The organism is Tautonia sociabilis (genome assembly GCF_003977685.1).
In the GTDB taxonomy this organism is placed as follows: domain Bacteria; phylum Planctomycetota; class Planctomycetia; order Isosphaerales; family Isosphaeraceae; genus Tautonia; species Tautonia sociabilis.
Map to the genome: position 1 here is coordinate 1 of NZ_RYZH01000011.1, position 22,266 is coordinate 22,266.

Below are 22,266 nucleotides of genomic sequence, written 5' to 3' on the forward strand. Positions count from 1 at the left end.
GGCAAGAAGGCGATCGTGGCGGTGGCGCGTCGGCTGCTGGGGGTGATGGTCGCCCTGCTGCGGACGATGACGCCGTACCGCCTGGCCGCGACCTGAGCCGAAGCCGAAGCCGAAGCCGAAGCCGAAGGGACGATCCATCACCAAGAGCCGGAGACCTGTCGAGCCACCGCCCGGTGGGCGTGACGACCTGAGGGATGACCCCGGAGCGAACCCCGGCGGCGGCCCCGCCGCTGACCGCCGAGACATTGAGTGGCGGCGTCCCTCGGAATCCTCTTTCCTGGCGACGTCCGGCCTGGCCGGACGATCCCGCATAGATGGTTGAGCGTCCACGTCACGTCGGCCGAGCCTCGTGGAGAAGGATGCGGGCCGGGGCCTCCCCTCGGCCTGTGGCTCAGGGGAGGTGTGCCGGGGTGCACCGCCGCATCGCTGGTGGGCGTGGTCTGGGACGGGCAGGCCGACCGACGCCGACGGCGAGGGGGAGGTGCCGGGGCCCCGAGCCCACCGAACCTGCACCGGCAGCTTGACAGTCCCCCTCTCATAGATGGGTTCGTTTCGTCGCGAGCGTGCGGGAGCGGGGACGGCTCTGCCGCCGGTACCTCGATTCTCGGGCCGGGAGGCTCCCGGTCGGCCCGCTCGGTGGGAACGGGGATCGGGGGGGCCCATCGCCCTGCTCGCTCGGAGCGAGGGAGGGAGAACGGCGGGAAGGTCCTGGGAGGGGAATCCAATGGTCCTCGATTCGCTGGGAAGGTGTTCTGGAAGGCAGGGGAGCGCGGGGGATCGACCGGCCTCGAAGCGCTGGGCGAGCGGCCTTCGGGGGGAGGATCGGACGGCGATCGTCCCCTCCGACCCGGATCGGAGTGAGGTCCGTCTGCGATTCAGGAGGCGGGCGACGACGGTTCATGGGACGACGGTTCATGGTTCGAGGCGAAGCGACGACGATCCGGCCGGACAAACCCCCGGGTTCGAGGGCCCCACAGGGAGATCATCGGGAGATCGGGGGGGGGGGCGCAGTGCGAATCCAAGGGGAGAGGGGCGGGGTCGCGGGGGAGGGTGGGGGAGGGCTATACTCTTGGATCGACGCCGGCCGGAGGGAGCGACGGGGTGCTGTCTCGGGTCCGGCGAGGCGAGAGAGGAAAGGAGCGGTCGTGCCGGCTCGCATCCTGGATGGGAAGCAGACGGCCCGGGAGATCCGGGGAGAGCTGGCCGCTCGCGTGGCGGTCGTCCGGGATCGGCTGGGGAGGCCGCCGGGCCTGGTGGCCGTGCTGGTCGGGGACGACCCGGCCAGCGCCCTCTATGTGAAGAACAAGGAGAAGGCCGCCACAGGAGCCGGCTTCTCGGGCGAGGTGCTCCGGCTGCCGGGGACGACCTCGGAAGCCGAGCTGCTCGGGGTGGTGGACCGGCTGAACGAGGAGGAGCGGGTCGACGGCATCCTCGTGCAGTTGCCGCTGCCGAAGCAGATCGACAGCGACCGGGTGATCGACCGGATCCGGCCGGAGAAGGATGTGGACGGCTTCCATCCGGAGAACGTCGGCCTGCTGGCGATCGGTCGGCCGAGGTTCGCGTCGTGCACTCCCCTGGGGGTGGTGGAACTGCTCCGGAGGCACGGGGTCGAGACGAGGGGGAAGCGGGCCGTCGTGCTGGGGAGGTCGAACATCGTGGGCAAGCCGATGGCGCTGCTGCTCTTGCGGAAGGGGGCGGTCGGCGACGCCACGGTCACGGTCTGCCACTCGGCCAGCGAGGGCCTTCCGGAGATTGTCGGAGAGGCGGATCTCCTGGTGGCGGCGGTCGGCCGGCCGGAGTTCGTGAAGGGGAGTTGGATCAAGCCGGGGGCGGTGGTGGTGGATGTCGGCATTCACCGTCGGCCGGACGGGTCCCTTTGCGGGGACGTGGCGTTCGACGAGGCGGCCGAGGTGGCGTCCTGGATCTCGCCGGTGCCAGGGGGCGTGGGGCCAATGACCATCGCGATGCTGCTGGCCAACACGGTGGCGTCGGCCGAGCGGAGGGGGGGGTGGACGGCCGAGGGTTGAGGTCGGAAGGCGGAAGGCCGATGACGGTCGGGACCGGGACCGGGAGGCGAAGGGGGAGCGTCGAGGGCTGGGCACCCGGACGATCGCCCCGGAGAACCGCGTTTCGCCCCGGGAGGCCGACCGGAGGGCATCCGATCCGGGAGGGCGGGAGATCGCCCGCGTCGAGCAAGAATTCTCTTTCTGGAAGGGGATCGGGCGATGATTCGATTCGGGATCTGCAACGAGCTGTTCGAGGGCTGGGACCTCGCCCGGACCTGCGCCAGCGTGAAGCGGCTGGGGTACGAGGGGATCGAATTGGCGCCGTTCACGCTGGCGCCGCTGATCACGGACCTGGGCAAGGATCGCCGGGAGCAGATGCGGCGGACGATCGCCGACTCGGGATTGGAGACGATTGGCCTGCACTGGCTGCTGGCGAAGACGGAAGGGTACCACCTGACGAGCCCGGACCCGTTCGTGAGGGCGAGGACCCAGGACTATCTGAAGGCGCTGATCGAGGCGACGAGGGACCTGGGGGGATCGCTGATGGTCTTCGGCTCGCCGAAGCAGCGGGACATCGCCCCGGACCTCGCGCCGGAGGAGGGGATGCGGCTGGCGGCGGAGGTGATTTCCGGCGTCTCGGACGACCTGGAGGCGGCGGGGGTCGACCTGTGCCTGGAGCCGCTGTCGACCGCGGAGACGAACTTCCTGACCAGCATCGCCGAGACGAGGACGCTGATCGATCGGGTCGGCCACCCGAGGGTGACGCTGCACCTGGACGTGAAGGCGATGTCCTCCGATCCGGGCGGGACGGTCCCCGATCTGATCCGGGCCCATGGCGGCGTCGCCGGGCACTTCCACGCGAACGACCCGAACCTCCGGGGCCCGGGGATGGGAGCGGTGGACTTCGGCCCGATCATGCAGGCCCTCGTCGCGTCGGGGTACGACCGTTGGGTGTCGGTCGAGGTCTTTGACTTCTCCCCCGGCGCCGAGGAGACGGCGAGGCAGAGCATCGAGACGCTCCGTCGGACGCTCGAGGCCGCCCGGGGAGCGTGACTGGGGAAAGCGATCGCTTGCGGGAGGAGCGGCGTCGGGACTATCCTCGGGCCGGGGCAGCCCGGGGCCCGGGGTTCGATCCGGTCCCGGAGGGATCGCCGTGCCGGGTCGATGCGATGCGCTCCGATCCGATCCGATCCGAGAGCGACAACCAGCCAAGGAGCTTAGACGATGGCCGAGATCCGCAAGGGCGAGGTGACGATGAAGGGGAACCCGGTCGATCTGATCGGGCCCCGGTTGAAGGCGGGGGATCAGGCGCCGGACTTCTCCTGCGCGACCAAGGGGGAGGCCGGCCTGGCGGTGCTGTCGCTGAAGGACACGGCCGGCAAGGCGAGGCTGTTCAGCGTGGTGCCGTCGCTGGACACGCCGGTTTGCAGCGTCCAGACGAAGACGCTCTCGAAGACGCTGGCCGAGCTGGGGGACAAGGTCGGCGCGTATACGATCAGCATGGACCTGCCCTTCGCGATGGCCCGGTTCTGCGCCGACGCCGGCGTCGTGAACATGACGAACCTCTCGGACCTGCACAACCACAGCTTCGGCGAGCATTACGGCGTGCTCATGCACGGGACCCCGGTTCCGCTGCTGACCCGGGCCCTGTTTGTGGTGGATCCGAGCGGCACGATCGTGCACGCGGAGTACGTCAAGGAGGTGACGAACGAGCCGGATTACGGGCCGGCGATCGAGGCGCTGAAGAAGGCCGCGGGGGCCTGAGGGACCGGGAAGTCGGACGGATTCGAGCTTCCGGACGCTCTTGACCGGATCCCGGCGATCGACGGACGGGGAAGGCCCCGGAGGGGAGCCGGGATCCGGGCTCGAGGGGTCAGGGGAGCGGGGTGATGAGGGGGGCGTTGCCGTTGGGGGAGGGATCGGACCAGTACGAGGAGGGGGAGCCGCTCCGACAGGGGTCGGCAGCGCCTTCGGGCCAGGGGAGGTAGGCGATCTCGGCGCCGCGGACGATGACGTGGACGCGGCACTCGGGGGCGCAGATCAGGGCGGTTCGGCGATCGAGGCGGCGGTAGAAGAGGGCTCGCCCGTCGGCGTCGCCGCGGTGGGGGAGGCGGTCGGAGGAGCGGGACAGGGCGTCGTCGAAGAGGACGGGCATGCGATCGCGGCGGTCGAAGTCCTCGGCGACGATGCGGGCGACCCGGAGCAGGTGGGCGCGCTGTCGGGCGGCGGCGGCGGCCTCGGACTCGAAGGACATGGCCACGAGCAGGAGCATCGTCACGGCCGGGACAAGCAGCAGGGCGGAGACGATCCGACCGGGAGTGCGGTCGTCGGGCAGTCGTCGGAGCAGCGGCAGCCAGCAGATGAGGGCCACGGTCATCATGATCGCGGCGATGAAGAAGAGCAGTCCGAGGATCAACTGGTCCTGCACGTGGAAGCTGCCGTCGTACCGGACCCAGGCCCCGAGGGCGAGCAGGGTGAGGCTCGTGGCGATCCAGGCGGCCAGGGGGACGTGATAGAGCATCGTCGGCCGACGGGCTCGAAGGCGCTGGCTCGGCGGAGAGGAGAGCGTCCGTGCCCCCAGTCTACTGAAGGCCCCCGTCGGGAGGAAGGCGGGGGCGTCGGAGCTGGTGGTCGGGGGTGAAGGCGCGTCGGGTCCGCAGGGAGAGCAGGACGAGGATGGCCAGGCCGACCGAGCCGCTGATGGCCAAGTAGATGAGGATCTGATAGCGGAAGGCGGCGGTCGGCTCGGCGCCGGCGAGCAACTGGCCGGTCATCATGCCGGGAATGGAGACGATGCCGGCGACCATCATGCCGTTGATCGTCGGGGTCAGGCCCGCCGCGACCGCGGCGCGAAGTGCCGGCAGGGCCGCTTGTCGGGCAGAGGCGCCGAGGGAGAGGCGGCGCTCGATCAGGTCGGCCCCGGAGCGCAGCTCCGACTCCAGCCGCTCGGCGGCGAGAGCCACGCCGTTGACGCTGTTGCCCAGAATCATACCCAGTAGGGGGATGACCACCGGAGGGTCGTACCAGGGAGCGACGCCGAGGGCCAGCCGAGTGGACACCACCACGGCCAGGCCGGCGCCGACGGTCATGGCGGCGGCCGCCTCGAGGCGGAGCGACCAGCTCGGCCGGGACTGGCGGGCCCCGACCGCCTGGGCGGAGGCCGACAGCATGACCAGGCCGGCCGCGCCGACGACCCAGGGATGATCGACCGCGAAGGCCGCCTTCAAGACCATCCCGAGCAGGAGCAATTGCCCGGCCATCCGGGCCGAGCCGACCAGCAGCGGACGGGCCTGGCCGAGCCTCCTCGATCGGAGAACGGCGGCGAGCAGGACCACCGGGATCGCCGCCCAGGCCAGCCCGGCCCAAGAGGGGATGGGGACCGGAGGCTCGGTCATGGGAGGGGCTCCTGACCATCGAGGGGGGCGTCCGATCCCCAGGCGAGGGGATCGGCCCGGCGGAGGACATCGAGCGTGGGGCCGAGGTCGACGACCCGTCCGGCATCGAGCACGACCGCGACGTCGCCGAGGATCGGAGCGAGGCGGCGGTCGTGGGTGACAACGATCGTTCGCAGGGCGTCGGCACGCACCCGGCGGTCGATGGCCTCGACGAGTCTTCGGGAGGAGGCTGGGTCGAGCGCGGCGGTCGGCTCGTCGAGGGCGAGGATCTCGGGGGAGGTCTGGAGGGAGACGGCGATCGCGAGCCTCCGGCGTTCTCCTCCAGAGAGGGCGGAGGCGTCTCGGTCGAGCCAGGAGGGGTTGAGGCCGAACTCGTCGAGGGCGAGGGCGAGCTCGGCGTCGGGGGGCGGCTTGAGGCCGGCGAACTCCGAAGGGGCGAGGAGGTTGTCCCGGATCGAGCCGGGAAGGGGGAGGGGGTCCTGGGGGACAACGGCGATGGCTCGGCGGAGGAGCCGCACCGGGAGGCTCGGGAGTGGGAGGTCTCCCAGGAGGATGCGGCCGGAGTCGGGGTCGTCCAACCGGTTGAGGAGGCGGAGGAGCGTCGACTTGCCGGCGCCGGAGGGGCCGAGCAGGAGGAGTCGACGATCGGCGGGGATGTCCAGATCAACCCCGTTGAGGATCGTGGTCGCCCCTCGGGAGAGGCGGACCCCCTCAAGCCGGAGGGGGAGACCGCGAGGCCAGGGGAGTCGGGACGGTGAGAGGAGGGGGCGGGTCACAGGGGAGATCCGGTCGGCCGCTGGGTAGGGGATGGTCATTCTGGCAGATCCGGCCGCCGGGTGCGAGGAAGGAGGCCGCGGAGGTTGATTGGCCGAGGGGATTCGGGGACGATGGATCGGGATTCCCCACCGGCAGGCGGTTGCCGAGGGAGAGCCGCCCGGTGACGACCCAATCCGACGCAATCCGCCGATGCCGCTGGACCTGCTGACCCGACTCGATCCGCTGCGCCGCGTCCAGTGCCCGTTCTGCTTCGAGCGGTTCGCGGCGTTCGAACTGCACGTCAAATGTGACGGCCCGGGATGCGAGTCGGACTTCAGCCGACAGGTCGAAGACCCGATCCTCACCCGGACCTTCTTCGGCTCGGGCGCGGACTCGATGATTCGGAGCCCGTGGTGGGTCGACCCGAGGAGGGACCAGCGGCGGGGGGTTCGGAGGCACCTCGATTGGCTGGTGCTGCCGGGATCCCTCGACTGCCCGAACTGCGGCCGGGAGACCGACTGCCGTCTCTGCCCGAGGTGCCATCAGCGAATGCCCGAGGCGGCCATCGCCAGGAGGCCGGGGCACATCACGGTCTTCGGGCCGCAATCGGTGGGCAAGACGACGTACATGACCGTCGTGCTCAACGAGTTCGACCAGCACGTCGGCCCCGAGCGCGGCCTGCTGCTGGAGCCGATCGACGAGGAGGTGCGCCGCCGCTATCGTCAGGAATACCGGGACGTGACCTACGGGTCGGCGCTCCAGGGGGTCGGCGTCGGCCACTGGGGCGAGGTGACTCGCCAGGCGCACATGCCGACGCCTCCGCTGGAGGTCAACCGCCGGGTGCTCCAGCCGCTGGTGTACAAGGTGAAGCGGCGGGGGAAGACCGGCAGCGAGCCCCTGCTGTCGTTCTCGGACATGGCCGGGGAAGACTGGGAGATGAACTTCTCCGTCCTCCGCCGGGAGGCCGGGCACCTGATCCGGCGGGCGAAGGGGCTGCTCCTGCTGATCGACCCGATGCGGCTGCCCCAGGTGGCGTCGGACCCGAGGATGCGGCTCTCCCCCAAGGAGGCGATCGCTCCCCCGGCCGACTATCGGGAGGACCTGTCGAAGCTCGCCGGCTTCTTCGACCGGGTGCCCGTTCGCGTGCCGCTGGCGATTTGCCTGAACAAGCTCGACCGCTGGGGGCCGCTCATGGCGCCCGGGACGACGCTGCATGAAGTCGCCACCGGGGTGCCGGGCAAGCCGATCGAAGGGGACCTGGACGTCCTCGTCCACGAGGAGGTCCGAGCGGCGATGAGGCGGTGGGACCAGCTTTCGTTCCTGGAGCACCTGGGCATCGACTTCCCCCGTCACCGCTTCTTCGCCTGCTCGGCCCTGGGAGACGCCGCCCAGGAGGACGAGGAGGCCCCCCAGCCGCTGCCGACCCCGCTGCTGGTGGAGCGCCCGCTGCTCTGGCTGCTCCGGCAACAGGGGCTGCTTCGCTGATCGAACCGCCGAGCCATTCTTCCCCCCGCCCCCGAGCTAATGATGAGCGACGACGACCGGCCCGATGTGACCGAAGAGCCCCGGGAGGACGAGCAGGAGGCGGGGCCTCCCCCGGAGGAGACTCCCGATCGAATCGAGGAGGAACTGGTCGCGTCGGCCTCGTCGTTCGAGTCGATCGCGACGATCGGCCCGCCGGGATGGCCGGACGCTGCCTCCGAGGACGCCAGCGTCGAGCCGACCGGCATCAGCATCGCCCCGCCGGCCGATCCGATGACGCCCGTGCTGGAGGCGATCGCCGGACTCGGGGACCTGCTCGGAGGGCGGCTCGACCGGCTCCAGGCTCAGTTTGACCGGGAACTGAGGGCGGAGTCGACCCGGGAGAAAGTGGTGGATCGGCTCCATGCGGAGCTGCAGGAGTACAAGAACGATCTGCTCCTGAAGGTCACCAAGCCGATCTTCCTCGACCTGATCGTGTTGCACGACGACATGGGGAAGATGGCCGATTCGGTCGGCGACGATCGGGCCGCGGGCCTGCTGAGGGACTTTCAGCGGGGGGTGGAGGATGTGCTCTATCGCCAGGGGGTGGAGCCCTTCCGGGTCGATGGGGAAACGTTCGACCCGAGGCGGCAGCGGGCGATTTCGACCGTCTCGACGGAGGACCCGGCGCGGAACAAGACGATCGCCGCCCGGCTCCGGCCGGGGTTCGCGAGCGGAGACCTGGTGATCCGGCCGGAGCTGGTCTCGGTGTTCGCCCTCCGGAAGGCTCCCGCGACCGGGGAGCAGTCCGGGGCCCAGGAGCCGTGAGCGAACGACCGCCCCCGGATCGGTTGAGGAGCCCTCGATGGCGACCGCGCTGATGTTCCTGGCCGGGCTGACCCTGCTGATCGTCGGGGCCGAGGCGTTCGTCCGGGGGGCCTCGGCGCTGGCCCGCGCGTTGGGGATCGCTCCGCTGGTGATCGGCCTGACGGTGGTGGCCTTCGGCACCAGCGCCCCGGAGCTGGCGATCTCGCTCTACGCGGGATGGCGGGGGAACGCGGAGATCGCGTTGGGGAACGTGGTCGGGAGCAACATCTTCAACGTGCTGTTCATCCTGGGGGTTTCCTCGCTCGTCGCTCCGCTGGTGGTGGCCGGCCGACTGGTCCGGCTGGACGTGCCGCTGGTGATCCTGGCCTCGGTGCTGACGCTGGTGCTGGGGATCGACGGCGAGATCGGCCGGCTCGATGGGCTTGGGCTGTTCGCCGGCATTGTCGCGTACACCACCTGGCTGATCCGCCAGGGGAGGTCGGCGGTCCGGGAGCAGAGTGCTCTGGCCGGGGAGGGGGACGATCTCGGATTGGGTCGGGGGTGGCTGGCGGTTGACCTGACGATCATCGCGGCGGGGCTGGGGCTGCTGGTGGTGGGGTCGAGGCTGCTGGTGTCGGCGTCGGTGGCGATCGCCACCGGTCTGGGGGTGAGTGAGCGGATCGTCGGGCTGACGATCGTGGCGGCGGGGACGTCGCTGCCGGAGGTGGCGACGTCGGTGGTGGCGAGCCTGAGGGGGGAGCGGGACATCGCGGTCGGCAACGTGGTGGGCAGCAACCTGTTCAACCTGCTCTGCGTGCTGGGACTGACCGCGGCCGTGTCCGGGGGCGTGGCCGTCCGGCCGGATGCGATGCGGTTCGACCTGCCGTTGATGATCGCCTCGGCGGTCGCCTGCATGCCGATCTTCTTCAGCGGGCATCGGATCTCCCGGTGGGAGGGCCTGCTGTTCCTGGGGTACTATTTCGCGTACACGGCCGACATCGTGCTCGTGGCGACCGGCAACGCGGCGCTCGGGACCTTCCGGGTGGTGATGGCGGCGTTCGTGACGCCGCTGACGGTGGTCACGCTGGCGGTGGTGACCGCCCGGGAAGTCCGGGCGAGACGGCCTTCCCGGTCGTCTCGCTGAGCGTGCGGAACGGTTCCGGTCCGGACAGGGGAGCCGGAACTGTCGCTTTCTGAGAGAAGGGGAGGCAGGGGCGGGCGTCCCCGGACGGGCCGGGAGGGGCTCGCCGCCACCGAGGAGGATTGATCGATGGACCATGGGAATCGTCGCCACCTCTCGCGCCGGGGGATGCTCGGCGGGCTCGCGTTCGGGGCCGCCGCGTTCGCGACGCGGGGGGCATTCGCCGAGGAGCTCGTCCGGACGCCTCCCCAGACCGAGGGGCCGTTCTACCCGGACCACCTGCCGCTGGACACGGATAACGACCTGCTCATCATCAACGATGAGATCACTCCGGCTGTCGGCGAGGTGACGCACCTCTCCGGCCGCATCCTCGACGCCAGGGGAGAGCCGGTCCGCAATGCCGTGGTGGAGATCTGGCAGGTCGACAACCAGGGCGCCTACCTGCACTCGGGGAGCGACAACCGGTCGGCCCGAGATGCGAACTTCCAGGGGTTCGGCCGCTTCCTGACCGGATCGACCGGCGAGTACTACTTCCGGACGATCAAGCCCGTCCCCTATCCCGGCCGGACTCCCCACATCCACTTCAAGATCTGGAAGGGCCGCGAGGCGCTGCTGACGACCCAGTGCTACATCAACGGCCACCCCGGCAACGAGCGGGACGGCATTCTTCGCCGGATCACCGACCCCGCCTCCCGGAAGGCGGTGCTGGTCGATTTCAACCCGGTCGCGGGCTCTCGCATCGGGGAACTCGCCGCGAAGTTCGACGTGGTGCTCGGGTTCACGCCGGAGGCGTGACTCGGGATCCCCCGCGTTTCGGATCATCCGAGGATCGGGGTGGCTGAGCCCGACTCGATGCCAGCCACCCCGATCTCGGATCGTCTCGCCTCGAAGGGCGCCGGAATCCGATCGCTCCGAGATCAGCGCTCGTCGGCCGGCGGTGCGGGCTCGATCCGGTAGACCTCCTCCCCGATGGCGACGACCAGCGGCTGGGAGAAGGAGAGGTAGGCATTCTCCTTCGCGGAGAGGCGTCTCGAGAGTGCGAAGTAAGGCTCGGTGAACTGGGTGATCGTGGTCGCTCCCCGCTCGTCCTCGGGGGAGACGGCGGAGTCGATCCAGCGCCCGTCGCGGAAGAAGAAGGTCTTCGGGCCGACCTTGCGGACCGTGGCGACGGGGACGACGTTCCCCTCGAAGTCCCGGGCGACCGCCATCGTGCCCCCGGCCGGCGCCATGCCCATGCCTCCCCGGCCCATCCGGCTCGAGCTGAGATCAGACTCGGGGGCAGAGGCGGCTGCGGCGAGCGTTTCGGGGGTCAGGAGCCGATCGTTCCGCTGGTAGTAGGCCTTGTTGGCCCGCTGGCCGACGCCGGCGGCGCCCTGGACCTCGCTGAGTCGATCGAGCTGGTCTCGGGCGCGTCGGGTGTTCAGCCCAATGGCGAAGTGGTCGGTCTCCTCGTCGGCGAGGAAGGAGGTGTACGGCGTGAGGATGCCGTACTGGGTGCTGAGCCGGACGAGCTCCTCGGTCAGCTCGGGGTTCGCTCCGTGCAGGTCGATCTGGTCGATGATCTCGCCAATGCGTCGGGAGGCCCAGAGGGGCTCGACGAAGTCGTAGCGGGTTCCCGCGCCGGGCTGCGCGAGGTCGGCCTCGAACGAGAAGGTCCGGCGCTCCTCGCCGACGGTGCCGGTGAGGCGGACGGTCGCCTTGCCGGATCGGGTGTAGCGGCCGACCCAGGTGAGCTGGCCGCCCTCGAAGAGGTCGGGGAGCGATCGGGGGTAGGTGCGGTTCAGGTCGGTGCCGTCGACCTCGACGCGGAGGCCGGCGAGGACCGGGCTGGTGAGCTTGGAGAAGAAGCGGGAGACGACGGCCTCGATGTGCTCGTCGGGCTTGACGTAGGCGCTGGCTCCGCCGTGGTCGGCCGAGAGGCGGTCGAGCAGGCGGGCGTTGACATCGAAGCCGACGCCGAAGGGGAAGATCCGGGCATCGGTGCGGTTGGCTTCTCGGGCTCGATCGGCGATGCGAAGCTCGTCGGTCTCCCCGACGGTGGGGAGCCCGTCGGTCAGGAAGATGACGTAGCGGGGGCGGCCGTCGTCTTGGAGCATCTCCAGGGCGGTGCGCAGGGCGGCGTCGAGGTTCGTGCTGCCGCCGGCCCGGATGGTGTCGACGAAGGCGAGGGCGTCCCGGCGGGAATCGGGGGAGTAGCGCTGCAGCTCGGGCCTGTAGGTTTCGACGAGGTCGTCATAGACGACGATGTTGAAGGTGTCGTCCTCGTTGAGGTGATTCAGAACGAACGTCAGGGCGTCCCGGGCCTGCTCGATCTTCTCTCCGGTCATGGAGCCGGAGCGGTCGAGCACGAAGACGACGGTCTTGGGGGCCGGGTGGCGGTCCCGGCGGTCGGAGGAGACGTCGGGGCTGGCCAGGAGGAGGAAGTACCCGTCCTCGTCGCCGTCCGGGCGAACGCTGAGGACCGAGGCGCCGAGGCCTCCCTCGGCGAGGGTGTAGAAGACGCGGAAGTCGGCGGCGGGGACGACCTGGTGGGCCCGGTAGGAGACGTGGGCCTCGTGGTCGGAGCGGGACAGGTGGTCGAGATCGTGGCTGGGGCTGTAGAGGGACTTGATCGGGGTCCGGCTCTCGACGCGGAGGGAGAGCTCGAGCGTCTCGATCGGCTTGGCGGTGAACTTCTGAGTGCCGAAGGGATAGGAGAACTCGACGACCTCGCGATCCCGGTGCAGGAGCTGGGTGTAGGTCATCGTGACCGTGCGCTCGGCCTGGGGAGGGATGGGGAAGACGCTCGTTTTGATCAGGCCGCGGCCCATGTACTCGAGCAGGGCGGGGTCGCGCTTGCGACGGACGATCTCCTCGTAGATGCGTCGGGCCTTCTCGGCGTCCATCAGCTCGCCGGGGAGCTCCTTGCCGTCAACAAGCAGGACGACGTCCTGAATCGTGCCGGCGTCGGGCACAGGGAAGAGGTACTCGGCCTCAATGGTGCCGGAGGAGGGGTTGCTGAGGGTCTGCGAGACGCGGACCCGGGCCACCTGCTCTCGGACCAGGGCATCGACGACGACCGACTTGACCTCGAACGAGCCGGCCACGGGACGATCCGGGATCCGGTCGACGAGGATCCCCTGTCCGGAGGCGGGCGGGCCGACCGCGAGCAGCCAAGGGAGCGCGAGGACGAGGAGGCGGGGACGCGTCGGAGACATGGCGGACCGGTCCTTTCTCCGGGAGGATTCCCGGATCGCTGGCTCAGGGGTCCGAAGGGGCCTATCCCGATGACGATCCCGCGGGGCTGGTTCTTAGGACGACGGCCGGGAGAGGGCGGTTCCCGGGGCTTGCTCTGGGCCTGGGGCGGGGTCGGGTGCTGAATCGCTGGGGCGGTCCCTCTAGAATATTGGCGAGACGTGGGACGAAGACCCTAAAGTGGCTGGCGGCCCGGGGCGATCGCCCGGCGCGCTGATCTTCCTACCGAGTGAGGGCCTCCGTCGTGAGCGAGCCGATGAAGCGGGTCTACGGCATCGACCTGGGGACGACGTACTCGGCGATCGCCTATGTCGACGAGCACGGCAAGCCGGTGATCGTGCCGAACCAGGAGAGCGATCGGATCACCCCGTCGGTCGTGCTGTTCGACGGCGACGCGATCATTGTTGGCAACACCGCGAAGGAGTCGGCCAAGGTCGAGCCCGATCGGGTCGTCAGCCGGGTCAAGCAGCACATGGGGGACCCGCACTTCGTGTTCGAGTACGAGGGGCAGTCGTACAGCCCGGAGGACATCAGCTCGTTCATCCTCCGCAAGGTGGTGGGAGACGCGGAGGTTGCTCTCGGCCTGTCCGACGACGAGAAGATCACCGATGTCGTCATCACCTGCCCCGCCTACTTCGGCACCTCCGAGCGCGAGGCGACCGCCAACGCCGGCGTGCTGGCCGGCCTGAACGTCCGGGCCGTGCTCAACGAGCCGACGGCGGCGGCGATCGCCTACGGGTTGGAGCAGGACCGCGACCAGGTGGTCCTGGTCTACGACCTCGGCGGCGGCACGTTCGACGTGACGATGATCGAGATCAAGGACCGCCTGATCCGGGTCATCTGCACCGGCGGCGATCATCGCCTGGGCGGGACGCTCTGGGATGAGGCCATCGTCATGCATCTGGCCGACCAGTTCCGGGAGCAAACCGGGCTGGACAGCGACCCGATGGACGACCCGGAGGTGCTCAACGACCTGTTCCTCCAGGCCGAGCGCGGCAAGAAGACGCTCACCCAGCGCGACAAGGCCCCGTTCCGGGTGACTCACGCCGGGCAGTCGGCTCGGGTCGAACTGGACCGTTCGACCTTCGAGGAGATCACTCGACACCTGATGGACCGGACGCTCGAGCTCACCCGGGAAATGCTGGCCGACGCGAAGGAAAAAGGCTACGAGGGCTTCGATTCGTTGATCCTCGTCGGCGGCGCCACGAGGATGCCTCAGGTCCGCGACCGCCTCGTGGCCGAGTTCGGCATCGAGCCGATCAGCTTCGACCCGGACGAGGCGGTCGCCAAGGGGGCGGCCCTCTACGGCTTCAAGGAGTCGATCCAGCAGCAGGTGGTGCAATACCTCCCCGGGGCCGAGGGGGAGGGCGGGCGGTTCGACCCTTCGGCCGTGACCGAGGAACAACTGGAGAAGGCGCTGGACGCGATCGAATCGCAGACCGGCTTCACGCTCAGCGGCCCGGTGCGGGAACTGGTGGGGACGCAGATCGTCAACGTGCTGTCCAAGAGCCTGGGGGTGATCGCCCGGAACGACGAGGGGAGGGACGTGGTCGTCTACCTGCTCCCCCGCAACGGCGAGGTGCCGATGGAGCGCACTCAGGACTTCGGCACCGACCAGCCGAATCAGTCGGGGGTGGACATCCGCGTCATGGCGGGAGAGCGGGACAGCCCGGAGCCAATGGACTGCCAGGAGGTCGGCGTCGCGCAGCTTCACCTCCCCGAGGGTCTGCCGGCGAGGAGCCCGATCCGGGTCACGTTCGGCATCACCCGGGACGGCCGCCTGACCGTGACCGCCACGGATCTGACCGGAGGCGGCTCGATCGACGTGGAGTTCGAGACCGAGTCGGTGATGAGCGCCGAGAAGCTCGCCGACCGGTCGACGGCCCTGCGACTGATGGAGGTTTCCTGAACCGACCCGGCCGCCGATCCGATCCAATTCGATTCGATCCGATCCGATCCGAACCGGGATGGGAGGGCCCCGGCCATGTCGTCGGAATCGTTCGCCTTCGCCTGCCCCTCCTGCGCCGCTCCGGGGCGCGCCCGGACCGAGTGGGCGGGCCGATCGGTGCGCTGCCGCCACTGCAAGGCGACCTTCACGCTCCCGACCCGCGGCGAGGCGATGGCTGACACCTACGAGCTGGCCGAGCCGGTTTCCGTTGCGGCCGGGCCGGCCCCGCTGTCGGCCGGGCCGGGCGAGGGGGCGTCAACCTTCTCCCCGTCGTTCCGGGATGCCCCGCTGTCGGACGTGCCCCGCGATCGGCCCCCTCGTGGGAAGACTCGTCGGCGACAGAGCCTCCGGGAGGCGCTGCTCGAAGCGGGGAAGGATGGAAGGGTCCGGATCCTGCTCGGGTTGGGGATCGTCGCCGCGGCGCTCTCGGCGCTAGCGTTCGTGCCGGGAGTCGGGCCGATCCCCGGGTGGGTCCTCTCCGGCTTCGGGATGCTGCTCGTCGCGATCGGTTCCGGGGCCGGCGCCTATGCCGCCTTCCGGGAAGACCTGCTGTACGGTATTGCATATATCGTCTGCCCGATCTATACGGGATACTACCTCGTCTCTCGGTTCGACGACCTGTGGCCGTGGTTCTCGGCCTCGACGATCGGGTTTGTCTCCTTGCTCATCGGGACGAAGGCCCTGGAGCTGGTCGGGGCGCTCTGATTGGCCGGAGGATCGGCCTCGCGCCGAGGGGAATCGCCATGTCCGCGTTCGTCGGGATCGACCTGGGGACGACCAACTCCGTCGTGGCCCGCCGCAATGAGTACGGCCGGCCGGAGGTTGTGCCGAACCGGGACGGGGCGCCGATCACGCCGTCGGTGATCTACTTCGGCACCGACCCGCCCAGCGTCGGTCAGGAGGCGAAGGAGTATGCGAGGCTGGGAGACGACCAGATCGCCAGCTTCTTCAAGCCCCAGATGGGCAACCCACTCTTCTCGCTCCGGTTCGGGGGCAAGGACTATGGGGCAACCGAGCTGTCGGCCCTCGTTCTCGCTCGCCTGAAGGCGGATGCCGAGGCGGCGATGGGGGAGGAAGTCGACCGCGCCGTCATCACCGTGCCGGCCTACTTCGCCGACGCGCAGCGCAAGGCGACGATCGAGGCGGGGAGGCTGGCCGGCCTGGAGGTGATGGGGATCATCAACGAGCCGACGGCGGCCGCGCTGGCCTATGGGCTGCAAAACGCAGGGGCCGACGAAACCGTCCTGATCTACGACCTTGGCGGCGGCACGTTCGACGTGACCGTGGCCCGGATCACTGCCGAGGAGATCACCGTGCGGGCGACCGCCGGCGACCACGACCTCGGGGGCAAGAACTGGGACGACCGGATCGCGACCCTCCTGGCCGAACGGTTCGCCGCCGAGACCGGGTTCGACCCGCTGGACGAACCGGTGGCGCTGAACGAGGTGCTCGTCCGCAGCGAGCAGGCGAAGTGGCAGCTCTCCGAGCGGTCGTCGACCCGGGTCACGCTCCAGCTCGGCACCGAACGCCGCAGCTACGAACTCACCCGGGAGGAATTCGAGGGAATGACCTTCCCGCTGATGGACCGGACCCGGAAGCTCACCGAGGAGGCGCTGGAGGAGGCGGGGCTGCGCTGGAAGGACCTGACCGGAGTGCTCCTGGTGGGCGGGTCGACCCGGATGCCGATGGTCCGTCGCTTCGTGACCGAGATGAGCGGCCAGCAGCCCCGGGCGGGGGTCAACGTCGATGAGGTGGTGGCACTGGGCGCGGTGATCCGGGCGGCGATGCTCGTCGGGGAGCAACCGGAGGACGCCCGGCCGAGGTTCACGCTCGCAGGGGCGACATCGCCGCGGTTCACGCTGCCCGGCCCGTCCCGGATCAGCGACGTGATGTCGCACAGCCTGGGGACGGTGGCCGTCAGCCCGGACGGCTCGGCGTATGTCAATGATGTGGTCGTCCGACGGAACGTGGCGATCCCGGCCAGGGGGACACGGTCGTACCGACTGGCGACGCACGGCGGGAGGAACGACCGGATGGAGGTCTACCTCACGCAGGGAGAGAGCGCGGCGCCGCTGGATTGCACGATCCTGGGCAAGTATGTGTTCACGGGAATCGAGGCGACCGACGCCGAGGTGGACGTGGACGTGTCGCTCTCCTACGACCAGGACGGGGTCGTGCAGGTTTCGGGCATGCAGCGCGATACGGGGCACCGGCTGGCGATGCACGTGGAGCCGGTGCCGGACGATCTGTCGTGGCTTGGCCGGCCTCCCGAGGGGGGGGCCGTCGAGGGGGAACCGGCGCCAATCACGCTGTTCCTGCTCATCGACGTGTCGTCGAGCATGGCCGGCGAGCCGCTGGCCGAGGCGCAGGAGGCGGCCCGGGCGTTCCTGGACCGCTGCGATTTCACGCACACCGAGGTTGGACTGATCTCCTTCTCCGATCAGGTCGAGCTGCAGTCCGACGCGACCGACAATGCTCGCCGGCTGATCGCGGCGATCAATCGCCTCGACGCCGACGGAACAACCAATCTGACCGACGCGATCGCCCTGGCCCGGTCGCACCTGACGGAGCTGGACCGGACGCGATACATCGTCCTGCTGACCGACGGCTATCCGGACTCGGCCGACTCGGCCGTGGAGGAGGCGGACGCGGCGAAGCGGGAGGGGGTGGAGATCGTCGCGATCGGCACCGGAGAAGCGGACCTGGACTACCTGCGCCGGCTCTCGAGCACCGAGGAGGGGTCGATCTTCGCCCGACGAGGGGAGCTGGTGCAAACCTTCGGGCACATCGCCCGGGTGATCGCCGAGGGCGGCCGCGCCCTCCGCCTGACCTGATCGAGAGGGGCCCCGAACCATGTCCACCACCGCGCCGACCGACCCCCGATCCCTTGCCCGGGCCCTGGCGAGCAACGCGAGGCAAGCCTACGCGCTGGCGGTGGCCGGGGCGCTGGGAGCGGTCATCGGCCTGTTCTCGTATGCCGAGCTGATCCGGCCGTTCGACGGGCTCCGGCAGGCCGACGCGCTCTGGTGGGCCAGGAACCTGATGGCCGGGGCGGCGCTGGGGGGCTCGATCGGCTTCTTCCTGAACGCGGTCGACCCGCTTCGCGATGGCGCCCCGCTGAAACTGGCGAGGACGACGACCTGGGGGGCGATCGCCGGCGCGGCGGGGGGAATGGTCGGCCTGGTGCTCGGCGAGCTGGTGCTCGGGGGCCTGCGCGGGGGGCCGATCGGCCGGTCGGTGGCGTGGGCGATCCTGGGGCTGGGGATCGGCCTGAGCCAGGGGCTCGCGGATCGATCCCGGCAACGGTTGATCTACGGCCTGATCGGCGGCGGCCTGGGAGGGCTGGTCGGCGGCTTCCTCTTTGAGGTGCTCCGGGAAGGCCTGGGCAACCGCTACGATCTGAGCCAGGGGCTCGGCGTGGCGATTCTCGGCGCCGGGCTGGGCCTGTTCCTCGCCCTGGTCGAGCAGGTGCTCCGGAGGGCCTGGGTGATGGTCCTCAACGGCCGGCAGGAAGGGCGGTCGTACCTCCTGGCGACCCGGCTGGCCCGGCTCGGGCTGGACGAGCGGGCCGAGGTCGGCCTGTTCGGCGACGCGACCGTGGCCCGTCAGCACGCCGAGATCGAACGGCGGGGCGAGGGTTACGTCCTCCGCAACCTGGACGAGAAGGGCCGGACTCGCCTCAACGGGCGGCCCGTCTCGGGCGAGCAGCGGCTTTCCGACGGCGACCGAATCGAACTGGGGCGCACGGCCCTCGTGTTCCGGAGCCGGTCTTGACGTAGGATGGAAGGGAGCGCGCGCGGACGGGACGGATCGACCTCGTTATTGATTCGAAGCGTGTTGATGCGAGTGGTCGCCCCATGAATCGGCAATCGGGAGGCATCGGCTGGTCGCTGGAGGTCATCCGGGGCCGGGAGGTGGGGCGTCGGTTCCCGCTGCTCAAGGGGCGGTCGATCCTGGGCAACGGGGTTGGCGATGGGGATGGCATCGATCTCTCGGGCCAGGAGGGGGACTCTCCCCGCCGGATGGCCGCGAGGCAGGCCGTGGTCGAGCTCGGAGCGGACGGGCCGAGCATCCGGGACCTGGACAGCCCCGGTGGGACCTTCGTCAACAAGCGGAGGCTCCTCCCCGATCAATCGCAACCCCTCCGGGACGGGGATCTGCTCCAACTCGGCGGCGTGCAGCTCCGGGTGGTGGGCGCTCCAGCGGGACGGGAGACGGCGGAGCCTTCCGCCGGCCCGACGCCCACTCGAGCCGCCTCGGTGAGGAGACCGGGCGCCTCGGCGACGGCGCGGCCCGTCGTCCGATCCGTTTCCAGGCCAAACCCGCGACCGACGCCGACGCCGAGCCCGGCGCCGAGCCCGAGCCCGACGCCGACCACGACGAGCCCGATGGCGTTCGCCCTCAAGGGCGGGCCGGTCTGCCGGAGCTGGGATGACTTCCTGACCGTGTCGGCCCAGCGTTGGGGGGAGCTCCGGGAGGAGCTGACCTCGGGCCGGCTGGCGGCGTACCTCGTCTCGACCGGCAGGGGGGACCTCGCTCCGAGGGCGGACGCTCCCGGGGCGCCGGATGAGCGGCTGGATGCCTGGCTCGGATCGCTGCCGGTCGGCCGGCCGGCGAGGCCCGAACTGGAGGTGCACCCGAGGTCGATCACTGTCCGGGCGACGCCCGGAGCCCGGACGAGGAGGACGATCCGGGTGTCGAACGTCGGCTTCCGGCTGCTGCGATCGACGGCCCGGGTCGAGCCGGCCGGGGCGGCCTGGCTGGCCGTCGCGTCGGAGTTCTCGCATCCGTTCACCACAGTGGAGGAGACCGAGGTCGTTGTGGAGGTGACTGTGCCGGATCCGTTCCCCGGGAAGATGACGGGGGCCGTGGTCATCGACGGCAACGGCGGCTCGGCCCGCGTGGCGATCGTGCTCGAGGCCCCGGAGGCGAGGGGGGCGGAGCCGTTCGGCGAATCGGCTGAGGCGATGGTCGGGGGGGCGGGGCTCGACGAGATCGGGGAACGCTGGGCCGGCTGGTTGGCTCGATTCGGGATGGCACGCCGAGTGATCGGTGGCGCGGTGCTGGGTCTGGGCGTCCGGCTCGGGATCGGGGCGGCGAGCGGGCTGTCGGGGCTGGCGACCCTGCCGGGGCCGGCGGTGGTGCTGGCGGCGACGGGGGCGGTGGCCGGGGCGATCGCCGCGGGGCGGCGGGGGGGGCCGCGCGACGTGCCGGCCGGCGGCTTCGCGGGAGGCTTCGCCGGGCTCGTCGTGGCGGCGGTGGCGGTGGCTGCGTGTCAGGCGATCGAGCCCATCTTGGGGACGGCGCTGTCGGGAAATCTCGTCGCGGTGTCGGTCCTGTGGACGGCGATCGGGGCGGTGCTGGGCGCGGCCTCGATCCTCGCGGTTCCGGAACGGTCGGCGGGGCAGGGGGGAACACCATGACCCGGGCGATCCTGGCGGCGGCGGCTGTGCTGGCGATGATCCCTCCGACCGCGATCGGTCAGGGAGACGACCTCGACAAGAGAGTTGAGGAGGCGATCGCGAGCGGGGTGGAGTACCTGCGCCGAGAGCAAGCCCGGGAGGGGCACTGGGATTATCGGCTTGCGCACAATCATCGGTTGGGGATGACGGCACTCTGCGGCCTCGCACTGCTGGAGAACGGGGTGCCGGCGGACGATGAGGCGATCCGGAAGGCCGCGGTCGTGGTGCGCGACTTGGCGGCGGTGTCAGACCAGACGTATGACCTGTCGCTCGCGATCCTGTTCCTGTCCCGGTTCCAGGGGACGACCCGAGGGGAGCTGGACGCGCTGATCGTCCGGCTGGCGAGGAGGCTGGAACGCGGCCACCACGAGGGGATCTGGTCGTACAAGGTGCCATCGGGGGAGGAGTCGTCGGTGGGCTCTTCGCGGTTCGCCGCCTTTTTTTCCGGGCCGGGAGATCATTCGAACACGCAATTCGCCTTGCTCGGCATGTGGGCGGGGGGGCGGCACGGATTCGACTCGGACGGCGCCCTGGCCGAGCTGGATGCTCACTTCCGATCGACCGCGAACCCGGACGGGGGCTGGGGCTATCAGCCGGGGGCGGGGAGCACGCCCTCGATGACCTGCGCCGGGCTGATGGCGCTGGCGATCTCGGCGGCTCGGCCTTCGCTGGCGGAGCGACGCTCGGCCCGGGCGAGGGGAGAGGCCCTGGCCTCGGATCCGGCCTTCCGGGAGGCCCTGGAGGCGGTGTCACGGCGGGCGAGGTCGATCGGAGGAAATGAGGATGTGTATTATCTCTGGTCGCTGGAGCGGGTGTGCGTCGCCCTCGGGCTGAGGGACCTGGACGGACTCGACTGGTATCGATCTGGGGCGGAGTCGCTCCTTGCCCGGCAAATGCCCAACGGAGGATGGCCGCACGGCAGGTGGGGGGCGCTGCCAGAGTCGTGCCTGGCGATGCTGTTCCTGCGCAAGGCGAACCTGGCGTTCGAGCTGGACCGTGTGCTGAAGCTACCCGGACCGGCGATCGCCCAGGCCGACTCGATCGGCGCCACCCCGGTCGCCGAAGCGCCCGAGGTGGGGACGACCACGGGAGACGACGGGGTGGCGGTGACCGTCCGGCAGGTGGACGAGTCGGGCTTCCCGGAGATCGCGCTCGACTTCGAGGTGACGGGACCGGACGGCTCTCCTGTGCTGGACGCGACGATAGACGACTTCCGCGTCTCGGAATACGACCAGCCGGTGGAGATCCTGCGATTTGGCGCTCCCGCGTCCCGGGAGGCGGTGCAGACGACCGTGGTGCTGGTGGTCGACCACAGCCGGAGCATGGAGGCGGAGGACCGGATCGGGGCGCTGAAGGAGTCGGTGCGCACGTTCCTGAAGGTGATGCCGAACGGCTCCCGGGTGGCCGTGGTGGCGTTCAGTGACGAGATCCGGTTGATCTGTCCGTTCACCACGGACGCGAGACAGGTGCAGGAGGCGGTCGACGCGCTCCAGCCGATCGGGGGCACTCGGTACTACGACGCCGTGGTCGAGGCGCTGGAACTGCTCTCGGAGGAACCGGGGAGGCGGGCGGTGCTGGCGATGACCGACGGCGAGGACACGTTCAGTCAGTTCGCCGACCTGGGAACGGCGGTGCTGGCCGCCCGGCGATCGGGGTTGCCGGTGCATACGCTGGGGCTCGGCACCGAGGACGAGATCGCCAGCGACGACCTGCGACGGCTGGCGGTCGAGACGCGAGGCCAGTACTTCCCGGCTCGGGACGCGGATCAATTGCTGGCGATCTATGAGGAAATCGCCACTCGGCTGGGGCAGATGTATCGCCTCGTCTACCGGACCAAACGGCCGCTGCCTGACGGAACATTGCGGCCGGTCTCAGTGGCCTATCGCGCCTCGGCGGCGGTGGGGACGGCGGAGGTCTTCATCCGGGGGATGGTGGTGCCGGCCTCGGGATGGCCGAGGCTGTTCCTCGGCCTGGTTGTGGGGCTGGTCCTGCTGGCGATCTTGCCCGGCCGGCTGAGGCGTCGGGCCGGCCTCGGCCCGGGAGCGTGAGCGAACCC

Annotated in this window: 17 protein-coding genes; 13 read left to right on the forward strand and 4 right to left on the reverse strand. The window is 70.2% G+C overall.

Annotation, left to right across the window (positions count from 1 at the left end):
• Positions 1–1,145: 1,145 nt before the first annotated feature.
• The 3 genes from folD to tpx all read left to right on the forward strand — a co-directional run bounded on the left by folD (position 1,146) and on the right by tpx (position 3,770).
• Positions 1,146–2,027: a bifunctional methylenetetrahydrofolate dehydrogenase/methenyltetrahydrofolate cyclohydrolase FolD gene (folD, locus tag TsocGM_RS07340; RefSeq protein WP_126724657.1), complete on the forward strand. Its 882-nt coding sequence runs from the start codon at positions 1,146–1,148 to the stop codon at positions 2,025–2,027.
• Between the two features lie 198 nt (positions 2,028–2,225).
• Positions 2,226–3,059, forward strand: a complete 834-nt coding sequence (locus tag TsocGM_RS07345) for a sugar phosphate isomerase/epimerase family protein (protein ID WP_126724658.1) — start codon at positions 2,226–2,228, stop codon at positions 3,057–3,059.
• Between the two features lie 171 nt (positions 3,060–3,230).
• Entirely contained in the window at positions 3,231–3,770 is a 540-nt protein-coding gene (tpx, locus tag TsocGM_RS07350) for a thiol peroxidase (protein WP_126724659.1), read from the forward strand.
• Positions 3,771–3,879: 109 nt separating this feature from the next.
• Here the strand turns inward: tpx and TsocGM_RS07355 are convergent, their stop codons facing one another.
• The 3 genes from TsocGM_RS07355 to TsocGM_RS07365 form a co-directional block, all read right to left on the reverse strand.
• Complete coding sequence (locus TsocGM_RS07355; RefSeq protein ID WP_126724660.1) at positions 3,880–4,527, reverse strand: hypothetical protein; 648 nt, start codon at positions 4,525–4,527, stop codon at positions 3,880–3,882.
• A gap of 61 nt (positions 4,528–4,588) precedes the next feature.
• On the reverse strand, positions 4,589–5,401 hold the full coding sequence (locus TsocGM_RS07360) for an ABC transporter permease (RefSeq protein ID WP_126724661.1): 813 nt from the start codon (positions 5,399–5,401) through the stop codon (positions 4,589–4,591).
• A complete protein-coding gene (locus TsocGM_RS07365; protein WP_126724662.1) occupies positions 5,398–6,216 on the reverse strand; it encodes an ABC transporter ATP-binding protein in 819 nt (272 codons plus the stop codon). The genes TsocGM_RS07360 and TsocGM_RS07365 overlap by 4 nt, the downstream gene beginning before the upstream one ends.
• A gap of 151 nt (positions 6,217–6,367) precedes the next feature.
• Between TsocGM_RS07365 and TsocGM_RS07370 the strand changes: the two genes are divergently transcribed.
• The 4 genes from TsocGM_RS07370 (at position 6,368) to TsocGM_RS07385 (ending at position 10,361) form a co-directional block, all read left to right on the forward strand.
• Entirely contained in the window at positions 6,368–7,642 is a 1,275-nt protein-coding gene (locus TsocGM_RS07370; protein WP_126724663.1) for a hypothetical protein, read from the forward strand.
• A 42-nt stretch (positions 7,643–7,684) separates the two neighbouring features.
• Positions 7,685–8,446, forward strand: a complete 762-nt coding sequence (locus tag TsocGM_RS07375) for a nucleotide exchange factor GrpE (protein WP_126724664.1) — start codon at positions 7,685–7,687, stop codon at positions 8,444–8,446.
• Positions 8,447–8,483: 37 nt separating this feature from the next.
• Entirely contained in the window at positions 8,484–9,569 is a 1,086-nt protein-coding gene (locus TsocGM_RS07380; RefSeq protein ID WP_126724665.1) for a calcium/sodium antiporter, read from the forward strand.
• Between the two features lie 126 nt (positions 9,570–9,695).
• Positions 9,696–10,361 (forward strand): dioxygenase family protein, encoded by a 666-nt coding sequence (locus TsocGM_RS07385; RefSeq protein ID WP_126724666.1) that lies wholly within the window; start codon positions 9,696–9,698, stop codon positions 10,359–10,361.
• Positions 10,362–10,483: 122 nt separating this feature from the next.
• Here the strand turns inward: TsocGM_RS07385 and TsocGM_RS07390 are convergent, their stop codons facing one another.
• A complete protein-coding gene (locus TsocGM_RS07390) occupies positions 10,484–12,763 on the reverse strand; it encodes a VIT domain-containing protein (RefSeq protein ID WP_126724667.1) in 2,280 nt (759 codons plus the stop codon).
• A gap of 281 nt (positions 12,764–13,044) precedes the next feature.
• Between TsocGM_RS07390 and TsocGM_RS07395 the strand changes: the two genes are divergently transcribed.
• The 6 genes from TsocGM_RS07395 (at position 13,045) to TsocGM_RS07420 (ending at position 22,258) form a co-directional block, all read left to right on the forward strand.
• The gene (locus TsocGM_RS07395) at positions 13,045–14,709 is read left to right on the forward strand and encodes an Hsp70 family protein (protein WP_126724668.1); all 1,665 of its coding nucleotides are present in this window, start codon (positions 13,045–13,047) and stop codon (positions 14,707–14,709) included.
• A 75-nt stretch (positions 14,710–14,784) separates the two neighbouring features.
• Entirely contained in the window at positions 14,785–15,453 is a 669-nt protein-coding gene (locus tag TsocGM_RS07400) for a hypothetical protein (RefSeq protein ID WP_126724669.1), read from the forward strand.
• A gap of 38 nt (positions 15,454–15,491) precedes the next feature.
• Complete coding sequence (locus TsocGM_RS07405; protein WP_126724670.1) at positions 15,492–17,582, forward strand: Hsp70 family protein; 2,091 nt, start codon at positions 15,492–15,494, stop codon at positions 17,580–17,582.
• A 19-nt stretch (positions 17,583–17,601) separates the two neighbouring features.
• On the forward strand, positions 17,602–18,522 hold the full coding sequence (locus TsocGM_RS07410) for an FHA domain-containing protein (RefSeq protein ID WP_126724671.1): 921 nt from the start codon (positions 17,602–17,604) through the stop codon (positions 18,520–18,522).
• 83 nt (positions 18,523–18,605) lie between these two features.
• Positions 18,606–20,171 (forward strand): FHA domain-containing protein, encoded by a 1,566-nt coding sequence (locus tag TsocGM_RS07415; RefSeq protein ID WP_126724672.1) that lies wholly within the window; start codon positions 18,606–18,608, stop codon positions 20,169–20,171.
• Positions 20,168–22,258: a VWA domain-containing protein gene (locus TsocGM_RS07420; RefSeq protein WP_126724673.1), complete on the forward strand. Its 2,091-nt coding sequence runs from the start codon at positions 20,168–20,170 to the stop codon at positions 22,256–22,258. Before TsocGM_RS07415 ends, TsocGM_RS07420 begins: the two co-directional genes overlap by 4 nt.
• Positions 22,259–22,266 lie beyond the last annotated feature (8 nt).

Bases quoted from the DNA above. Each gene is read 5' to 3' on its own strand.
- TsocGM_RS07345 (WP_126724658.1), top strand. From the start codon at position 2,226: ATGATTCGATTCGGGATCTGCAACGAGCTGTTCGAGGGCTGGGACCTC.
- tpx (WP_126724659.1), top strand. From the start codon at position 3,231: ATGGCCGAGATCCGCAAGGGCGAGGTGACGATGAAGGGGAACCCGGTC.
- TsocGM_RS07355 (WP_126724660.1), bottom strand. From the start codon at position 4,527: ATGCTCTATCACGTCCCCCTGGCCGCCTGGATCGCCACGAGCCTCACC.
- TsocGM_RS07360 (WP_126724661.1), bottom strand. From the start codon at position 5,401: ATGACCGAGCCTCCGGTCCCCATCCCCTCTTGGGCCGGGCTGGCCTGG.
- TsocGM_RS07365 (WP_126724662.1), bottom strand. From the start codon at position 6,216: ATGACCATCCCCTACCCAGCGGCCGACCGGATCTCCCCTGTGACCCGC.
- TsocGM_RS07370 (WP_126724663.1), top strand. From the start codon at position 6,368: ATGCCGCTGGACCTGCTGACCCGACTCGATCCGCTGCGCCGCGTCCAG.
- TsocGM_RS07375 (WP_126724664.1), top strand. From the start codon at position 7,685: ATGAGCGACGACGACCGGCCCGATGTGACCGAAGAGCCCCGGGAGGAC.
- TsocGM_RS07380 (WP_126724665.1), top strand. From the start codon at position 8,484: ATGGCGACCGCGCTGATGTTCCTGGCCGGGCTGACCCTGCTGATCGTC.
- TsocGM_RS07385 (WP_126724666.1), top strand. From the start codon at position 9,696: ATGGACCATGGGAATCGTCGCCACCTCTCGCGCCGGGGGATGCTCGGC.
- TsocGM_RS07390 (WP_126724667.1), bottom strand. From the start codon at position 12,763: ATGTCTCCGACGCGTCCCCGCCTCCTCGTCCTCGCGCTCCCTTGGCTG.
- TsocGM_RS07400 (WP_126724669.1), top strand. From the start codon at position 14,785: ATGTCGTCGGAATCGTTCGCCTTCGCCTGCCCCTCCTGCGCCGCTCCG.
- TsocGM_RS07405 (WP_126724670.1), top strand. From the start codon at position 15,492: ATGTCCGCGTTCGTCGGGATCGACCTGGGGACGACCAACTCCGTCGTG.
- TsocGM_RS07410 (WP_126724671.1), top strand. From the start codon at position 17,602: ATGTCCACCACCGCGCCGACCGACCCCCGATCCCTTGCCCGGGCCCTG.
- TsocGM_RS07415 (WP_126724672.1), top strand. From the start codon at position 18,606: ATGAATCGGCAATCGGGAGGCATCGGCTGGTCGCTGGAGGTCATCCGG.
- TsocGM_RS07420 (WP_126724673.1), top strand. From the start codon at position 20,168: ATGACCCGGGCGATCCTGGCGGCGGCGGCTGTGCTGGCGATGATCCCT.